Source organism: Blautia sp. 1001283B150304_161114_C9 (assembly GCF_015668165.1).
GTDB lineage: Bacteria > Bacillota > Clostridia > Lachnospirales > Lachnospiraceae > Blautia_A > Blautia_A wexlerae.
On record NZ_JADPGO010000001.1, the window covers coordinates 251,718 to 267,655 of the forward strand.

The following is a 15,938-nucleotide window of genomic DNA, read 5'->3' on the forward strand; positions in this document are numbered from 1 at the left end:
AAAACGTTCCACCAGAATATACAAGTCAATATTCCATTGCCGCAGACAATCCGGAATAAATTTCAACTTGTAATTTTTTAACTGCTGATCAGTTACAAATTTCATAATATCTTTTGATATTTTAACATATTTAGGCCACTGCGTCAAAGCATTCCTTATGCGCTAAAGGTATATATTTTTCCTGACAAAAAAGCTCCCTTACAGGAGACATTTTGTCTCTCTGTAAGGAAGCTTTTTTTATGAAAACTTTTTTATGGCTGTCTATGTTTCATATTTTTGATCTTATAAACAGATTTAGAATTCCGGTTCGATCAGACCGTAAGTATTGCCTTTACGTTTGTAAACTACATTTACCTGCTCTGTCTCTGCATTGTAGAATACAAAGAAATTATGTCCGAGCAGTTCCATCTGTACGCATGCATCTTCCGGATACATTGGTTTGATTCCGAATTTCTTGGTACGGATGATCTTAACTTCTTCATCCTCATCGTAGTCCTTGTCCAGATATGCTTTCTGGAAGTTGGCTGCTGCCTGCTGTTTGTCTACGATTTTATTTTTGTACTTGCGAAGCTGACGTTCAATGACTTCCTCTACCAGATCGATTGATACATACATGTCATTGCTTACCTGTTCGGAACGAATGATATTTCCTTTTACAGGGATTGTCACTTCAATTTTCTGTCTTTCTTTTTCAACACTTAAAGTTACTACAACTTCGGTGTCAGGAGTGAAATACCTTTCCAGTTTACTGAGCTTGTCCTGAACTGCTGTCTTAAGACCTTCTGTAACTGTAATATTTTTTCCGCTGATGATAAACTTCATGCTTCCATCCCCTTTGCTGTTTGATGAACCTATTATAACACATATTTTTGAATTTTAACACTATTTTATTAAAATTTCACATTTTTTCTGTTTACTTCAGAAATAACTTTAAAGTTCATTTGCCATTATGGGGAAATAGCAAAAATTCTGTAATTGTTCTGTACATTTTCACAGTGATTCCTGAGATTACTATAGTTAAAGTTTAATCAGTTCTGAGAATGAAATATTTCCGCCAAAAAGATCCAATGCACTGCCTACTGTGACATCCAGTCTGTCTTTTCCATATTTCCGCAGGTCCTCAATATCCTTCATGGAGCCAACTCCCCCTGCGTAAGTAACCGGATTTCCTTTATATTCACCCAGCAGAGATGCAAGTTCTGTTTCAACTCCCCGTGCCTTTCCCTCCACATCTACTGCATGGACCAGAAACTCATCGCAGTAACTTCCCAGTTCTTTCATAATATCCAGTGTCATAGTGACATCTGTAAATTTCTGCCAGCGGTCTGTCACAATATAGTATTTTCCATCTTTTCTGCGACAGCTCAGGTCAAGAACCAGTTTCTCTTTTCCCACAGTCTCTTTCATTTTGTTCAGATTTTCCCAGGAAATCCTTCCATCTTTAAATACATAAGATGTAACGATTACATGACTGGCACCTGCACTAAGATATTCCCCTGCATTTTCCGGGTTCACTCCTCCGCCAATCTGTAATCCTCCCGGATAAGTATGTAATGCAAGAATCGCCTGTTCTTTTGTTGATTCATAGTATGGGGAGTCATGACCATTTAACAGAATTACATGTCCTCCTTTTATCCCTGCCTTTTTATATAATTCTGCATAGAAAGATGCATCCTGCTCAGATACAAAATTCTCACTTGCCTGATCCTGTACGTCCGTAAGGCTTTCACCTACAATCTGCTTTACTTTTCCATTATGTATATCAATACATGGGCGAAATTTCATAAAATCCGTACCTCCATATCCGTTATATGTACTCTCAGAATCTTTTTGTACTATATAGCAAGCCTCTTAAATTAATGCATTTGAGACAGTTCAGCAGAGTGCGAAAGACAAGGAAGATATCTGTAGGCGTGCTGACGCAGGATTTCAGTTACTGTTCACTCCGTTCACAGTAACGGATTTCACGCTCTGATGAGCTGAATCAATATGCATTATTTACAATGATTGCTATAGTTAGATGCAAAAACAAATGCAATAAAAACTTCGGGAGTACACTATTTAAATTTTACCAATTTAACACGATAATACCATAAATTATTCCTGATGTCTATCTTCCTTCTGCCGCATTACCAACAGCATCCCCCACATCTTCTACAGCATTACCTACCCCTTCGCCCAGATCTTTGACGCTGTTTCCCAATTCTCCGGATACTGTGCCGTCACCGTTGTTGTTTTCATCAATTCTGGTATTATCTGCAGTGTTATCTGTTGCATTGCTATTCTGTTTTGTCTCATTTTCTGCAGCTTCATCCTCTGCGGCAGTTCCATTGTCTGTGACGGTTCCACCATTATTTACATTTTTATCTGCCGCATTGTTTCCTGATGTGCTATTTCCATTTGTATTGTTTTCTCCTGCGTTATTTTCCATGTTATCATCGTTTGCAGCATTATTATCCGTCATATTTTCTTCGTTTGTGTCTGCCTCATCAGCTGCTTTATTTGCATTTCCACATGCTGTGAATATGCACAGTGACATAATAAGTGCTGTACCTGTCAGAATCTTTTTTACCTTTATTCCCATATTCATCTCCTGTTCCCGGAAAGCATTCTGCCGGTCCATGCAGCAGAACCTCTCCGTCTTTTCATGTTTTTATATTATGTTTTTAATATGTACCAAAAACTCAATACTATTCTGGAAAAAATTTACTTTTCATGCTATGATTTAAATAACACAAAACAGATTACTCCGTACATATATACTCCCACAATCTAGCGTACCGACAAGTTGATTTCTCGAACAATCTTGCGTCTAAATTTCTTATTTCCGCGTTGTCGTCGGTCGCCGTAGCCACCGCTACGCCTCCTTCCTCCGCCTTGAAATAAGACAATTTATCCTGCAAGCTTGTTTCAAGAATCAACTTGTCGGTACACTAGCGCATTGCCATAGCAGGATTTCACTCATTAATAAGATGGATTGACTGCAGTATTTTACGGAATATCTATAACTCATATTTACAGGAGGTTATCATGAAAAGAAAAAGGAACCATTCACTTCGCAGCTCTGTTTTCATATTTCTGGCTGCACTTTTCCTGCTGTTTACCTGCAGTGTTTCTACTATCTATGCATCCACACTTCAGAAACCTGATATCGCAGCATCGGGAAAATTTGTAAAAGACGGCGATTACTGGATTTACCGCTATGATGATAAAACCATCGCCAAAAATGTATTTCTGAAAATTGACAAAAAGACCTATTATTTTAACAAACTCGGACACCGCTGGTGCAGCTGGCATATGATCAAAGGCAAAAATTATTATTTCGGAACCAGATCTCAGGGATATCTGATAAAGAATTCTCTTATCAAATATAAAGGAAATTATTACTATGTCGGTAAAGACGGTGCCATGGTTACCGGATGGTACACTGACAAATCCGGAAAGAAATACTATTTTGGCAAAGACGGAAAAGCAGTTACAGGAAAACACAAGATCAAGGGAACTTACTATTACTTTAACCAGAATGGTACTGTCACACACACCGGATTAAATTATTCCCTTTCCTCTGACTGTGCACTTCTCATGAATGCAGATACCGGTCAGATTATTTATGGCAAAAATGAAAATGTTGCTCATGCCAACGCCAGCACAACCAAGATTATGACCTGTATCCTTGCACTTGAAAACTGCAAATTAAACGAAAAAGTAAAGTTCTCCCCTTACGCAGCATCTATTGAACCCAGCAAGCTTTATGCAAATGCAGGAGAAATATTTTATCTGAAAGATCTGCTTTATTCTCTGATGCTTCCTTCCCACAACGACACTGCAGTTGCCATTGCCGAACACGTCAGCGGTTCCACTGCAAAGTTTGTTAAATTAATGAATAAAAAAGCAGCAAAGATCGGATGTACGAATACACATTTCGCAACCCCAAATGGTCTGGATGCAGGGTATAACCATTATACAACAGCTTCTGACCTGGCAAAAATTGCCCAGTATGCGATCAAAAAACCTATGTTCCGCAAACTGGTGAGCACCGGCTATTATTCTTTCTCTAATCTCAACACCGGCAGAAGCTATTCTATCGGCACCACCAACGCCCTGCTCGGCAATGTTCCGGGAGTTCAGGGTATGAAAACAGGCTATACCAACAAAGCAGGCTATTGTTTTGTCGGACTTTCTTATTCCGCAAGGGGAAACACCTATATTTCCGTTGTCCTGGGTGCAGATTCATCTTCTGCCCGCTGGCAGGATTCCAGAACATTGCTGACTTACGCATATAATCATTGATCAGAATTATTATAGCAGCATACAGGCCAATATTACAAAAAAGGAAAGTGTTCTGAAACATCAGATACACTTTCCTTTTATATATTTTATTTCACTGCTATGAAGATACTGAAAATTACCAGTTATCAATTTTTACTGCATTCCTGATTATTTTGCACTGATAACATCGCTCATATCATATCTTCCTGCCGGTTTGCCTGCAAGGAATTTCGCAGCTTCAACAGCACCCTTTCCAAATACAGCTTTGGAATATGCAGTATGCTTAAATTCAATCACTTCATCCGGACCTGCGAAGATCACTTCGTGTTCTCCTACGATTGTTCCACCGCGGACTGCTGAGATACCGATCTCCTTATCATCCCGCATCTCACGTCTCTGGCTGCGGTCATAGATATAATGATACTGGTTATCCATTGCCTCATTAATGCTGTCAGCCAGTGCAAGTGCTGTGCCGCTTGGTGCATCCAGTTTCAGTCTGTGATGCTTCTCAACAATCTCCATGTCAAATCCTGCTGTTGCCAGAACCTTTGCCGCATCCTGAAGCAGTTTCATCAGAGTATTGATTCCAAGAGACATATTTGCAGATTTCAGAACTGCGACATTCTTAGATGTCTCTTCCACCTTTGCGAGCTGCTCCTCGCTTAAACCGGTTGTACATAATACAATCGGGAGTTTGCGTTTCTCACAGTAAGCAAGAAGTGCATCTGTTGCTTTTGCAGAAGAGAAGTCGATAAGGGCATCTGCCTCTACCTGACATTCTTCCATATTTGTATATACAGGGTAGCTGTTCTTTCCCTGATCTGCCACATCGATACCTGCTACGATCTCAGCATCCGGATCCTTCTCCACAAGTCCGGAGATTACCTGACCCATGTGACCGTTACAGCCATGCATAATAATCTTTACCATTTGTCTATTCCTCTCAATTCCAGTATATCGGCAAGTTGATTTTCCGAACAATCCTGCGGTTATATTTATGCAAGTTTAATTCCGAAATTCTTCAGTTCTTCTGCAAGTTTTGCCTTGTTTGCATCTTCCATCTCGGATAATGGCATACGAAGTGGTCCCACTTCTTTACCCATCAGATTCAGAGCTGCTTTCACCGGAATCGGGTTTACTTCACTGAACAGTGCATGAATTAACGGGATTGCCTTTAACTGGATTTCTGCTGCACCCTTTGTATCTCCTTCAAGGAATTTCATAACCATATCATGTGTTTCCTTAGGAGCTACATTAGAAAGTACGGAAATTACTCCAAGTCCGCCAAGTGAAAGGATCGGAAGTACCTGATCATCATTTCCGGAGTAGAGTTCAATGCAGCCATCAGCCATGGACATCATGGTTGCAATCTGTGAAAGATCTCCGCTTGCTGCTTTGATACCAACAATATTCTTAACATTTTTAGCCAGAGCTACTGCTGTTGCAGGCTGAATGTTACAACCTGTACGGCTCGGAACATTGTACATAATGATCGGTGTTTCCGGAACTGCCTCTGCAATAGCTGTATAATGAGCGATCAGTCCTTTCTGAGTCGCCTTGTTATAATATGGAGTCACTATAAGAAGTGCATCTGCACCGTAAGAAGCAGCCTCCTTTGACATCATAATTGCAGTTTCCGTACAGTTGGAACCTGTACCTGCGATAACCGGAACACGTTTGTTTACCTTGTCGATTGCAAACTTAATTGTCTTAAGATGCTCTCCATGCGTCATCGTTGATGATTCTCCTGTTGTTCCGCAGATAATGATCGCATCTGTACTGTTTGCAATCTGATACTCCAGAAGTTCCTCCAGTTTATCATAATTAACCTTGCCATCTTCATACATAGGGGTTACGATTGCAACACCTGCACCTTTAAAAATTGCCATTTGCCTTCCTCCTTTATTCTTCTGTAATTTCCATACAGATTACTGCCCATTCATAAACAATAATCAGGTTTTATACACCTTATACAATCTCTGTTGTCAGTGTAGTTATGCTGTCTGCATATTTACGCAGGCTGTCCGGTAACGTCCGTCCCGTAAGCAAAATATGCATACTCTCGTCCTTCATCTTCAGGATATCACCGATTGCCTCTGCAGTAGTGATCCCATAATCCGGAAGTGCAAGAATCTCATCCAGGAGCAGAAAATCGCATTCCTGCGTTGCGATCACTTTGCGCGCAAAATTCAAAGCATTGAGAATATTGGTTTTCTCCTCTGCCTTCTCCTGCTCATTCAGTTCCTCATATCCTTCATCATGCTTCTCAAAACGGAATATCTTAATATCCAGATTATCCAGTTCCTCCAGAAAATCCAGTTCCCTGCGCTCTCTTCCTTTCAGAAACTGAATAATAATGACGCTTTTACCCTGTGCGGAAGCTCTCAGACACTGACCGATCGCCAGAGTTGTCTTTCCCTTTCCCCCGCCACAGTAAACCTCTGTAAATTCTTTTTCCATAACAAACAATTCCTCTTATCGTTATTGAAATTGTACCTTCTTCTCTGTGTCATTACAGACATGATAAACAGCAGTCTGTTTTCGACTTCTGCGATGAGCTTCCGGCATATTCACGCCGGAATGCTTCGTGGAACAGCAGGCTGCCATAGTTATCTGAATACGCTTATATTACCGCAGTTTATGAAGAATTGCAAGTGTTACTGTTTACAGTAATCGTTACTGTTCACTCCGTTCACAGTAACGTGGCCAAAATTCATTCCAAATTGCCTGCGGCAATGGAATTATTCCATATATTCCAGCTTGCTTACAGATACTTCATACGCAACTCTCTTCTCTGTTTCATTTTCCCCGATCCGTTTCATATATTCTCTGCTCTGGATACGTCCCCAGATCAGGACATGACCGCCAACTTCAAACGCAGATGCATAGCGGGCATTCCTGCCCCAGCAGATGCATGGTATGTAATCTGATTTTCCATACGGACGATTTACTGCCAGCAGCACATCCGCAATTTCTCTTCCAAGAGGAGTTTTACGGTACACCGGAGGCTTACAGATATATCCGTCCAGAAAAATCTGATTTACCGGAACTGTTTCATCCTCTTCTTCCACAAACTTCAGTTCTCTGCTGAATACTGAAAGCACGAGACGGTTGTGCTTCTCCTCATGGCGGTTATATGAGCGGAACTGTCCATGGATTTCCACATATTCTCCGATATAATCCTGCGTTACATCCACCAGCCGTTCAGAAACCATCACCGGAATCCTGTCTTCCGAATCACTGAGCCTTTTGACCAGCAGCTCAGTCATATAGAAGCCTTCTCCAAAGACCTGATGACTGAATGTAAAGCCTGCTGCAATTTTGCCCATCATAGATACCTGATTGTTTTCAATAATTTTATCTGCCATAATGTGGTTCTCCTTCCCTGTAGAGCACCTGTGTCAGAATCCCTGCCTGCAATGCAGACCGTAAATCGTCTCTGCTTTTTCAGCGATCCCGCATATGCTCCTCTGTACCTTGTATTGTTCTTTATAAAGTTATGTACAGGCATTCTCATTTAGAACCAGAATCTGCAAAAATAAAAAAAATTATTTTAACACCTTGTAATCTGGCGAAAATGTGGTAAACTGAAAATTCGGGTAACTTATTGAAAAAACACATAATAATAGGAACAAATTCATCTGCAAGATTATATCGTGCTTGAAAAATGCTTTTGCAGCAAAATAATCCTGCTGATAACACATGAATATTAACAATTCCGGTAACTGTTCAGCCAGTGTGCCGAACAGTTACCCATTCAAAGCTTAAAGAGGAAAGGAAAATCATTTTATGAGAACAAAACGTGAAGATGTCCGTAACGTAGCCATTATCGCCCACGTTGACCATGGTAAAACAACTCTGGTTGACCAGCTTCTGAAACAGAGCGGTGTATTCCGCGAAAATCAGGAAGTTCAGGAACGTGTCATGGACTCCAATGATATTGAGCGTGAGCGTGGTATCACTATTTTATCCAAGAATACAGCTATTCATTACAAAGATACAAAGATCAATATCATCGACACACCAGGACATGCTGATTTCGGCGGCGAAGTAGAACGTGTACTTAAAATGGTAGACGGTGTTATCCTTCTCGTTGATGCTTTCGAAGGTGCTATGCCTCAGACTAAATTCGTTCTTAAGAAAGCCCTTGAACTTGATCTCCATGTAATCGTATGTATCAACAAGATTGACCGTCCGGAAGCTCGTCCTGACGAAGTTGTAGATGAAGTTCTGGAACTTCTTATGGATCTTGGTGCTTCTGACGAGCAGCTTGACTGCCCGTTCCTGTATGCTTCTGCAAAAGCAGGACATGCTGTGATTGACTTAAACGATACTCCTAAGGATATGGCTCCTCTGTTTGACGCTATTCTGAAATATATCCCTGCTCCGGAGGGAGATCCTGATGCAGATACTCAGGTTCTGATCAGCACCATTGACTACAACGAATATGTGGGACGTATCGGTGTAGGTAAAGTTGAGAATGGTAAGATTGCCGTTAATCAGGAGCTGACTCTGTTAAACCATCATGATCTGGACAAACGTAAGAAAGTTAAAATCAGCAAGCTCTATGAGTTTGACGGTCTGAATAAGGTTGAAGTAAAGGAAGCTACTATTGGTTCCATCGTTGCTATTTCCGGTATCGCAGACATCCATATCGGTGATACTCTCTGCGGCGGAGAAAACCCGGAGGCAATTCCTTTCCAGAAGATTTCCGAGCCTACCATTGCCATGAACTTCATCGTAAATGACAGTCCGCTGGCAGGACAGGAAGGTAAATACATCACATCCCGTCATCTTCGTGACCGTCTCTACCGTGAGCTGAATACAGATGTCAGCCTTCGTGTAGAAGATACTGAAACAACAGAAGCCTTTAAGGTTTCCGGACGTGGAGAACTTCATCTGTCTGTCCTGATCGAGAACATGAGACGTGAAGGTTATGAATTCGCAGTAAGTAAACCGGAGGTTCTGTACAAAACAGACGAGCGCGGAAAGAAACTTGAACCTATGGAAATCGCTTATGTAGATGTTCCGGAAGAATTTTCCGGTACTGTAATCCAGAAGCTGAGTGAACGTAAAGGTGAGCTGCAGGGTATGAGTACTGCCAGTGACGGTACTGTCCGTCTGGAATTCCACATTCCTTCCCGTGGACTGATCGGATTCCGCGGTGAGTTCCTTACTTCCACCAAGGGTACCGGCATCATCAATACTATGTTTGACGGATATGCTCCTTACAAGGGAGATTTCCAGTACAGAAAACAGGGATCTCTGATCGCTTTCGAGGCTGGTGAAGCTGTTACTTATGGTCTGTTCGCAGCCCAGGAGCGTGGTACTCTGTTTATCGGACCTGGTGCAAAGGTTTACAGCGGTATGGTCATCGGACAGAACGGTAAAGCTGAAGATATCGAACTGAATGTCTGCAAGACAAAACATCTGACTAACACACGTTCTTCTTCCGCTGATGATGCACTGAAATTAACTCCGCCAAGAGTTCTCAGCCTGGAACAGGCCATCGATTTCATCGACCAGGATGAACTCCTTGAGGTTACACCGGAGTCTCTCCGTATCCGTAAGAGACTGCTGGATTCCAGAGAACGTAAGAGAGCCGCTTTCAGAAAAGCCTGAAACAAATAGAAATTTAAGAAAAATTAAGCCCCGCAGATTTTGCGGGGCTTAATTTTTCTTAATCATTACTGTTCACTCCGTTCACAGTAACTCTTAATCTCCTGCAAACATATGGAAAAACATAAATCCTTCTACAAATTATATTGTTATATTTTCACGAAATTCCTAGTTAGTATTTGTTAACTTTTTTATATGCTATGTAATTGACAAATAATTAACAAAGTCATATAATAGCATCATCGAGGTTGTTAATTTATTAACGTTATTTTTTTAACTTTCTCTCAGTTGCCAACAGAACATATATTGTTAAATTTTTCTCATATATTCTGACAATTGATATTTTATTCACATTATTTACGTGATTATGCACAATTTTCACCATAATATTTCGTTACACTCATATTAATGTTACCGTTGACCGAATAATCAGTTTATTTGTATAATAAAAACATAACAGGTCACGGTAAATACTTTTAACGAAAACACAAACAGGAGGATTCCCAAATGGCAAAAAAAGAGAACACTATCCCAACCATCATCGACACCCCTGAAGCCCTTACTGCAAAGATTTCAGCCATGAAAGAGGCACAGAAGATTTTCGCAACATTTACCCAGGAGCAGGTAGATAAGATTTTTAAAGCTGCCGCTACTGCTGCTGACAAAGCACGTATCCCGCTTGCTAAAAATGCTGTTGAAGAAACAGGAATGGGTATTGTAGAAGATAAGGTTATCAAGAACCATTACGCAGCCGAGTATGTATACAACGCATATAAGAATACCAGAACCTGCGGTGTGATTGAAGAAGACACTGCTTACGGTATTAAGAAAATAGCTGAACCGATCGGTCTGATCGCTGCAGTTATTCCTACAACTAACCCGACGTCTACTGCAATCTTCAAAACTCTGATCGCGCTGAAAACACGTAATGCGATCATCATCAGTCCGCATCCCCGTGCAAAGAAATGTACCATTAATGCAGCAAAGGTTGTTCTGGAAGCAGCTGTAGAAGCCGGTGCACCTGAGGGAATCATCGGATGGATTGATGTTCCAAGTCTTGATCTGACAAATCAGGTTATGCGTGAAGCAGACATCATCCTTGCTACAGGTGGTCCCGGAATGGTTAAAGCTGCCTATTCTTCCGGAAAGCCTGCTTTAGGTGTAGGTCCCGGAAATACTCCTGTTATCATTGATGACAGTGCAGATATCCGTCTGGCAGTTAACTCCATCATCCATTCCAAGACCTTTGACAATGGTATGATCTGTGCTTCCGAACAGTCTGTAACTGTTCTTGAGAGCATTTATAAGAAAGTAAAAGAAGAATTCCTTTACAGAGGATGTTACTTCCTGAAACCGGATGAATTAGAGAAAGTAAGAAAAACTATCCTTATCAATGGCGCATTGAATGCAAAGATCGTAGGTCAGAAAGCTGCCACTATCGCTGAGATGGCCGGTGTTGCAGTCCCTCCTGAGACAAAGATCCTGATCGGTGAAGTTGAATCTGTAGACATCAGCGAAGAATTCGCACATGAGAAGCTTTCACCTGTACTTGCCATGTACAAGGCCAAGACCTTTGACGAAGCGATTGCCAAAGCTGAACAGCTTGTCGCTGACGGCGGTTATGGACATACCTCCGCTCTCTACATTGACACAAGAGAGAAGGAAAAGATGGAAAAACATGCAGCAGCCATGAAGACCTGCCGTATCCTCATCAATACTCCATCTTCTCAGGGCGGCATCGGCGACCTTTACAACTTCAAACTTGTTCCGTCCCTGACTCTGGGCTGCGGTTCCTGGGGTGGCAACTCCGTATCTGAGAACGTAGGTGTGAAACATCTCATTAACATCAAGACCGTTGCTGAAAGGAGAGAAAATATGCTCTGGATTAGAACACCGGAAAAAGTTTATTTCAAAAAAGGCTGCCTGCCGGTTGCTCTGGATGAACTTGGCACTGTTATGCACAAGAAACGCTGCTTTATCGTAACAGACTCTTTCCTTTATAAGAATGGATATACTAAAAAGATCGAAGATAAATTAGATCAGATGGGAATCGTACATACCTGCTTCTACGATGTAGAGCCAGATCCATCTCTCGCTTCTGCAAGAGCCGGTGCTGCTGCAATGAGAATGTTCGAGCCTGACTGCATTATCGCAATGGGCGGTGGTTCCGCAATGGATGCCGGCAAGATCATGTGGGTTCTCTATGAAAATCCGGACGCCAACTTTGATGATATGGCTATGGACTTTATGGATATCCGTAAGAGAATCTTCACATTCCCGCATATGGGTAAGAAAGCTTACTTTGTAGCTGTTCCGACATCTTCCGGTACAGGTTCCGAGGTAACACCGTTTGCTATCATTACTGATAAAACTACAGGTATCAAATGGCCTCTGGCAGATTATGAATTAATGCCTGATATGGCTATTGTTGATACAGATAATATGATGAGCGCACCTAAGGGACTGACCTGTGCTTCCGGTATCGACGTTATGACTCATGCACTTGAATCCTATGCTTCCATGATGGCATCTGATTATACAGATGGTCTTGCATTAAATGCGATCAAACTGGTATTTAACTATCTGCCACGTGCATACAAAGATGGTTCTGATGTAGAAGCAAGACAGCATATGGCAAATGCTTCCTGCATGGCTGGTATGGCTTTCGCAAATGCTTTCCTTGGCGTAAACCACTCTCTTGCTCATAAGCTGGGAGCTTTCCATCACCTTCCACATGGTATTGCAAATGCTCTGGTTCTGCTTCATGTTCTGCGCTATAATGCAGCCGAAGTTCCGGCTAAGATGGGTACCTTCCCACAGTATCAGTATCCGCACACACTTGCACGTTACGCTGAGATTGGCCGTTCTGTAGGTCTGACAGGCAAGAACGACAGCGAAGTATTTGAAAAGCTTCTCCAGAAACTGCAGGAACTGATGGATACTATTGAGATCAAACATACGATCAAAGAATACGGCGTAGACGAGAAGTACTTCCTTGAAACTCTGGACGAAATGACAGAACAGGCATTCAACGACCAGTGTACCGGTGCCAACCCGAGATATCCATTAATGTCTGAGCTGAAAGAAATCTATCTGAAAGCTTACTATGGTGAGGGAAATATTCCTGAATCCGGGAAAGCCAAAGAGAAAAAAGAAGAGAAATAAGATTTGCTGAAAATAAACCTTTTCCTTTAAAAATATAGTGTTTAAACCAACAAAATGGGGCTGTCAAAAAAAGACAGCCCCTTATTATATTATTTCTTACTGCGATATGCTTCTGCTTCCCAATGTGTGATAAAGTATGTAATATCATCCGTCATATGAAGCGGACCGCCAAAGCTTTCTGCATATACTGCAAGCTTGATGGCATCTTTTACAAGAAGCTGTGCTTTTGCAGCTTTTCCCTTATCATCTTCCATAATAAAGGCGCCAACTCCCTGTACCAGGATCAGTCTTGGCTCTTTGTCATTCTCTTTCATAAATGCGTCCAGCGCATCTTTTGCCTGATCAATATTTTCTACAAATAACGGATATGGTCCACAATATACAATGTGATCCGGTGTAAATGGTTTCAGAAGCGGTGCAGCCGCTGCCTTATCTTTTACGAAGTTATCAGCTTCCGCTACAGGTACAACTTCTACCGCATGTCCCAGTAACTGGGAAAGCTTCTCTGCTGCCTGCTCTTTTTCAGGTGTAACCGCATCACTGACATCAGCAGTTCTCTTTACCTGTTTCTCTAATTTACTGATCACGCCGTCAAATAATACTCCAATTTCCTCTACAGTATTTGCTGCAACGAAAATTCCATGATTCTGAAGCAGAAGAACCTGAACATCTTTTCCGGATTCTTCTTTATAAGCATTCATTTTCTCATAGCAGATACGCGCAAGTGTATATCCGGGTTTGCAGATATCAATCCAGAGTACATCTTTTCCAAGAAGCTGTTCACTGAGTTCCTTTGCCCCTTTTCCGCAGGTAAGTCCGTTGACAAGTGTAGGATGAACATGCAGTACATATGTATAGGCAAATAAATTATGAAGCAGCGCTTCCACACTTGGACGTTTGGTTTTATCAGCATCTGTTACTGCTGCCATAACATCTGCAAGATACAGTGATTCACGTTTGACATCATCTTCAGGATAATCTGTTTTCATGATTTCATTCAAACGTGCTCTGCTCATTTCCACAAATTCCTCTTCCTTAATTGTGGCAAGCTGTGTACCGGAGCCTTTTACATACAATGTGGTGTCATCTTTTACTGAAGTATTGCCACCGCCTGCAAGAACATAAGCAGGGTTGCTTCCATAAGTATTTGACATTTTTACTAAGGTTGAAAGATCCATAGTTAAAATTCCTCCCATATTTATAATAGTTTTGCTCTTTCCCATTCCATTGTACACGATATTCTGCTTTTTTCCAAGTGTTATAATAATCCCGCAAATAACCTCATAAACAGCTGTCCCAATCGCAGATATGCGCTGCGTCCGGTACTGTACTGTTCTGTGACTTCACGGCATTCATCCATTGTTGCTGCAAGATCATTTCGGATGTCCAGAACTGCCTGGCAGTCTGCCATAAAGCAGCCGTTTTCAAAATGATGATACAGACTTCTGTAATCCAGATTTATGGTTCCGCAGGTTGCCATACAGTCATCTGCCACACTTATCTTTGCATGACAGAAACCAGGTGTCCATTCATAGATACGCACTCCATGCTTCACCAGTCCATGGTAAAAGGATCGTGTGATATTGTAGATCATCTTTTTATCCGGAATACCAGGTGTGATGATTCTCACGTCTACCCCGCGCTTGGCAGCCAGACACAGAGCATGGCTCATTTCATCTGTGATGATCAGGTACGGAGTCATAAACCAGCAATATTTTTCTGCTTTGTTCACCATACTGATATACACCTCTTCGCCTACCTGTTCATGGTCCATAGGACTGTCCGCATAAGGCTGGATAAAGCCTGTCTGCTTTGCCTGATAATCTGTCTGAACCAGAAATCCGGTAAAATCACTGTCATTTTTATCCTTATCACTGACAGCATTCCACATCTCCAGGAATGTTACTGTTAGGGAACGGACTGCCTCCCCCTCCAGACGGATACCTGTATCCTTCCACTGTCCATAAGGATGTGTGAAATTAAAATATTCGTTGGCAAGGTTGTAACCGCCGGTAAATCCCACTTTTCCATCGATTACTGTGATCTTGCGGTGATCCCGGTTATTCAGGAACACATTCAGACCCGGAGTAAAAGGGTTGAACACTCTGCAATGGATTCCCACATTTTCCATTTTCTTAATGAAGTCTGTATTGATAAACCCAATGGAACCCATGTCGTCATAAAATACTCTGACTTCTACGCCTGCCTTTATGCGGTCTTCCAGAACTCTCTGGATTTTATGCCAGGCCTGTGCATCCTCAATGGCATGATATTCCATAAAAATGAATTTCTCTGCCTTTGCCAGATCTGCCAGCTGAGCCTCCAGCCCTTTGACTGCCTCATCATAATAAATAACATCTGTATTCTGATAGACCGGATAGGAGGCATTTTTCTGTATATAATCAGAAATATTGCCTGCCTTCGGGATTTTCCTGCCAAGCGTTTCCCTGCACTCACTGTCATTGGGAAGCAACGGCAGAAGTTCCCTGTCGATCTGGTCATAACGCTCCCGCATTTTACGGGTACCGCCATTGAGACCAATCAGTAAGTACAATCCCACTCCCAGGATAGGGAATACAAGGATCAAAATAACCCAGGGCATTTTCATAGATGAAGTCTGGTCTGACGCATACAGCTTAAGAACCAGTACACCTGCAAGAAGCCTTGTCATCAGATTGATAATCTCCGCATATTGATTCAGCTTTGTGATCATCGCAATGATAAAAGCTGCTTCCAGTAAAATACATACTGCGGAAAAGCATAATCGTTTTACACCATTTTTCGTTTTCGCCCTGCCTTCCAGGGTATCCTGTTTCATATTCTTTCTCTCTCCCTCTATCATTGTACGTTAATATTCACTCTATTCCCAGAACACATATCAGACG

The 15,938-nt window shown here is 41.7% G+C and carries 12 protein-coding genes; 3 read left to right on the forward strand and 9 right to left on the reverse strand.

Translation table 11 applies throughout. The features are described from left to right. Window positions 1-294 precede the first annotated feature (294 nt). The 3 genes from hpf to I4V44_RS01115 form a co-directional block, all read right to left on the reverse strand. Entirely contained in the window at window positions 295-822 is a 528-nt protein-coding gene (gene hpf / locus I4V44_RS01105; RefSeq protein WP_008706266.1) for a ribosome hibernation-promoting factor, HPF/YfiA family, read from the reverse strand. Between the two features lie 195 nt (window positions 823-1,017). Beyond that, the gene (hisA, locus tag I4V44_RS01110) at window positions 1,018-1,785 is read right to left on the reverse strand and encodes a phosphoribosylformimino-5-aminoimidazole carboxamide ribotide isomerase (RefSeq protein ID WP_055060080.1); all 768 of its coding nucleotides are present in this window, start codon (window positions 1,783-1,785) and stop codon (window positions 1,018-1,020) included. A gap of 325 nt (window positions 1,786-2,110) precedes the next feature. Continuing rightward, complete coding sequence (locus I4V44_RS01115) at window positions 2,111-2,584, reverse strand: hypothetical protein (protein ID WP_195382813.1); 474 nt, start codon at window positions 2,582-2,584, stop codon at window positions 2,111-2,113. Window positions 2,585-3,030: 446 nt separating this feature from the next. On the opposite strand from I4V44_RS01115, the gene I4V44_RS01120 reads away from it, so the two are divergent. Beyond that, window positions 3,031-4,290, forward strand: a complete 1,260-nt coding sequence (locus I4V44_RS01120) for a D-alanyl-D-alanine carboxypeptidase (RefSeq protein WP_196002191.1) — start codon at window positions 3,031-3,033, stop codon at window positions 4,288-4,290. A 147-nt stretch (window positions 4,291-4,437) separates the two neighbouring features. Here the strand turns inward: I4V44_RS01120 and dapB are convergent, their stop codons facing one another. The 4 genes from dapB to I4V44_RS01140 all read right to left on the reverse strand — a co-directional run bounded on the left by dapB (window position 4,438) and on the right by I4V44_RS01140 (window position 7,637). Continuing rightward, complete coding sequence (gene dapB / locus I4V44_RS01125) at window positions 4,438-5,199, reverse strand: 4-hydroxy-tetrahydrodipicolinate reductase (RefSeq protein ID WP_025581054.1); 762 nt, start codon at window positions 5,197-5,199, stop codon at window positions 4,438-4,440. Between the two features lie 65 nt (window positions 5,200-5,264). Then, window positions 5,265-6,158: a 4-hydroxy-tetrahydrodipicolinate synthase gene (gene dapA / locus I4V44_RS01130; RefSeq protein WP_008706258.1), complete on the reverse strand. Its 894-nt coding sequence runs from the start codon at window positions 6,156-6,158 to the stop codon at window positions 5,265-5,267. A 79-nt stretch (window positions 6,159-6,237) separates the two neighbouring features. Continuing rightward, on the reverse strand, window positions 6,238-6,729 hold the full coding sequence (locus tag I4V44_RS01135) for a cob(I)yrinic acid a,c-diamide adenosyltransferase (RefSeq protein ID WP_020993654.1): 492 nt from the start codon (window positions 6,727-6,729) through the stop codon (window positions 6,238-6,240). 281 nt (window positions 6,730-7,010) lie between these two features. Continuing rightward, window positions 7,011-7,637: a single-stranded DNA-binding protein gene (locus I4V44_RS01140; RefSeq protein ID WP_008706256.1), complete on the reverse strand. Its 627-nt coding sequence runs from the start codon at window positions 7,635-7,637 to the stop codon at window positions 7,011-7,013. Between the two features lie 421 nt (window positions 7,638-8,058). On the opposite strand from I4V44_RS01140, the gene typA reads away from it, so the two are divergent. Both typA and adhE read left to right on the forward strand, forming a co-directional pair. Beyond that, a complete protein-coding gene (gene typA / locus I4V44_RS01145) occupies window positions 8,059-9,891 on the forward strand; it encodes a translational GTPase TypA (protein WP_008706255.1) in 1,833 nt (610 codons plus the stop codon). 504 nt (window positions 9,892-10,395) lie between these two features. After that, window positions 10,396-13,053: a bifunctional acetaldehyde-CoA/alcohol dehydrogenase gene (adhE, locus tag I4V44_RS01150; protein ID WP_196002192.1), complete on the forward strand. Its 2,658-nt coding sequence runs from the start codon at window positions 10,396-10,398 to the stop codon at window positions 13,051-13,053. A gap of 89 nt (window positions 13,054-13,142) precedes the next feature. On the opposite strand, the gene I4V44_RS01155 is transcribed toward adhE, so the two are convergent. Both I4V44_RS01155 and cls read right to left on the reverse strand, forming a co-directional pair. Next, window positions 13,143-14,231 carry a class II aldolase/adducin family protein gene (locus I4V44_RS01155; protein WP_118759299.1) on the reverse strand — a complete coding sequence of 363 codons (1,089 nt, stop codon included), beginning with the start codon at window positions 14,229-14,231 and terminating at the stop codon, window positions 13,143-13,145. 80 nt (window positions 14,232-14,311) lie between these two features. Further along, window positions 14,312-15,871 (reverse strand): cardiolipin synthase, encoded by a 1,560-nt coding sequence (gene cls, locus I4V44_RS01160; RefSeq protein ID WP_118587128.1) that lies wholly within the window; start codon window positions 15,869-15,871, stop codon window positions 14,312-14,314. Window positions 15,872-15,938: the final 67 nt, after the last annotated feature.

Coding starts and splice junctions, on each gene's coding strand:
- hpf (WP_008706266.1), bottom strand. CDS start 822: ATGAAGTTTATCATCAGCGGAAAAAATATTACAGTTACAGAAGGTCTT.
- hisA (WP_055060080.1), bottom strand. CDS start 1,785: ATGAAATTTCGCCCATGTATTGATATACATAATGGAAAAGTAAAGCAG.
- I4V44_RS01115 (WP_195382813.1), bottom strand. CDS start 2,584: ATGGGAATAAAGGTAAAAAAGATTCTGACAGGTACAGCACTTATTATG.
- I4V44_RS01120 (WP_196002191.1), top strand. CDS start 3,031: ATGAAAAGAAAAAGGAACCATTCACTTCGCAGCTCTGTTTTCATATTT.
- dapB (WP_025581054.1), bottom strand. CDS start 5,199: ATGGTAAAGATTATTATGCATGGCTGTAACGGTCACATGGGTCAGGTA.
- dapA (WP_008706258.1), bottom strand. CDS start 6,158: ATGGCAATTTTTAAAGGTGCAGGTGTTGCAATCGTAACCCCTATGTAT.
- I4V44_RS01135 (WP_020993654.1), bottom strand. CDS start 6,729: ATGGAAAAAGAATTTACAGAGGTTTACTGTGGCGGGGGAAAGGGAAAG.
- I4V44_RS01140 (WP_008706256.1), bottom strand. CDS start 7,637: ATGGCAGATAAAATTATTGAAAACAATCAGGTATCTATGATGGGCAAA.
- typA (WP_008706255.1), top strand. CDS start 8,059: ATGAGAACAAAACGTGAAGATGTCCGTAACGTAGCCATTATCGCCCAC.
- adhE (WP_196002192.1), top strand. CDS start 10,396: ATGGCAAAAAAAGAGAACACTATCCCAACCATCATCGACACCCCTGAA.
- I4V44_RS01155 (WP_118759299.1), bottom strand. CDS start 14,231: ATGGATCTTTCAACCTTAGTAAAAATGTCAAATACTTATGGAAGCAAC.
- cls (WP_118587128.1), bottom strand. CDS start 15,871: ATGAAACAGGATACCCTGGAAGGCAGGGCGAAAACGAAAAATGGTGTA.